Origin of the sequence: Nitratidesulfovibrio oxamicus, from assembly GCF_015731765.1 — a bacterium.
In the GTDB taxonomy this organism is placed as follows: domain Bacteria; phylum Desulfobacterota; class Desulfovibrionia; order Desulfovibrionales; family Desulfovibrionaceae; genus Cupidesulfovibrio; species Cupidesulfovibrio oxamicus.
On the sequence record NZ_VRYY01000540.1, the window covers coordinates 1 to 1,430 of the forward strand.

Genomic DNA, 1,430 nt, shown 5'->3' on the forward strand with positions numbered 1-1,430 from the left:
TGCGCGAAGCCGCCGCGCAGGTGGCCGCCGATGCGGGCGTGCCCGTGGCGCTGGTGGCCCGGCGTCTGTTCGATTACGCCTACCGGCTGGAACCCACCGGCACCCTGGTGTTGCTGGTGGGGGTGCCCGAACGGGGCGTGGAGCTTTTCGTGGAGATGGGCGCGCAGCACTGGCGGCCCGTGCGGCCCGAAGAACGCGCGCCCGATGACCATGAGCCTGCCGACCAGGAACCCGACGCGCAGGCACGTGACGGGGCGGCGCCGCGGGGCAAGCCCGACACCGCCAAGCAAGGTGTCGGCCATAGTGCCGATGCACCCGCGGGTGCCCATGGCCTGCCCGTGATGCATATTTCCGACCTGATGGGCGGCCCGCGCCGCCGGTAGCCCCGGCACCTGCCTGGCCACCCCCTTCGCCCGTTCCCGGCACATCGGGAACCGGCATCATTCACGCAAGGACAACAAGGAGAACGCGCATGGCGCGACGCAGGATACCCGACTCCCTGCCCCCGTCCGGGGTGGCGACAGACAACGACATACGCGACGTGAGCCGCTCGCAGAAGAAGCGCGAAAGCAACGCCATGCAGACCCTGGGCCAGGAACTGGTCCGGCTGCCCGCCTCCAGGGTGCGCTCGCTGGGCCTGCCGGATGAGCTCGAACGGGCGGTGCTGGAATGGCACGCCATGTCCACGCACGAGGCCAGGCGGCGCCAGTTGCAGTACATTGGCCGGGTCATCCGGGAAGGGGACTGGGAGGCCGTGTCCGCGCAGATGGGCGAGGTGCGCGCCGTGAAGCAGGCCGAGGATGACGATTTCCACCGCATCGAGGAACTGCGCGAGCAACTGCTGGCCGCCGGGCCGGACCGCCTGCAACCCTATCTGGAACAGTGGGCCGACGTGGACCCGCGCCACCTGCGCCTGCTGGTGCGTGACGCCCTGGCTGAACGCGCGGCCAGCAAGCCCCCCCGTGCCGGGCGCGCCCTGTTCCGGCTGCTGCGCGAGGTGGCCGAGGAATAGCCGCTCCGTTCCTGCCGTTTTGCAAAGAAGACGCGCCGGGTGCTTTCGCATCCGGCGCGTCTTGTCGTTGCATGGGGCATGGTCTGTTGTCCGCCACCGGCCATGCGGTCGGCAGGGCGGCGGGGGGAACCGGGCAGTTGGGTTGCTAGATGCCAGCCTCGCGCAAAGCCTTAAGGGTATGCCGGGCCACGGTGACCACGTCGTGCAGCACGGTGCCGCCCAGCAGGCGGTCCAGCAGCCCCGCGGGTTCTTCATGGCCGTCCGAGTCGATGCGCAACGCCGTGCCGAAGCGGCCCAACATGCGGCGGTGCAACTGGGTGCCCAGTTCCGGGTCCGCATTGGACAGGGCGCGGCACACGGCGGCGGCGGTGCGTTCCGGCGCGCTGGTGAACTGGCAGGCGCGGGCCACGTGCTCGTG

2 protein-coding genes and 1 pseudogene are annotated in these 1,430 nt (G+C 70.6%); 2 read left to right on the forward strand and 1 reads right to left on the reverse strand.

What is annotated here, in order from left to right:
* The coding region (locus tag FVW20_RS15150; protein WP_196610258.1) for a hypothetical protein at positions 1-383 on the forward strand (383 nt) is incomplete at its 5' end.
* An 89-nt stretch (positions 384-472) separates the two neighbouring features.
* Positions 473-1,012, forward strand: coding sequence for a ribosome biogenesis factor YjgA (yjgA, locus tag FVW20_RS15155; protein WP_196610259.1), 540 nt, complete (start codon positions 473-475; stop codon positions 1,010-1,012).
* A gap of 145 nt (positions 1,013-1,157) precedes the next feature.
* On the opposite strand, the pseudogene FVW20_RS15160 reads toward yjgA, so the two are convergent.
* Positions 1,158-1,430: pseudogene (locus FVW20_RS15160) on the reverse strand (response regulator); the annotation flags it as partial.

Bases quoted from the DNA above. Each gene is read 5' to 3' on its own strand.
- yjgA (WP_196610259.1), top strand. From the start codon at position 473: ATGGCGCGACGCAGGATACCCGACTCCCTGCCCCCGTCCGGGGTGGCG.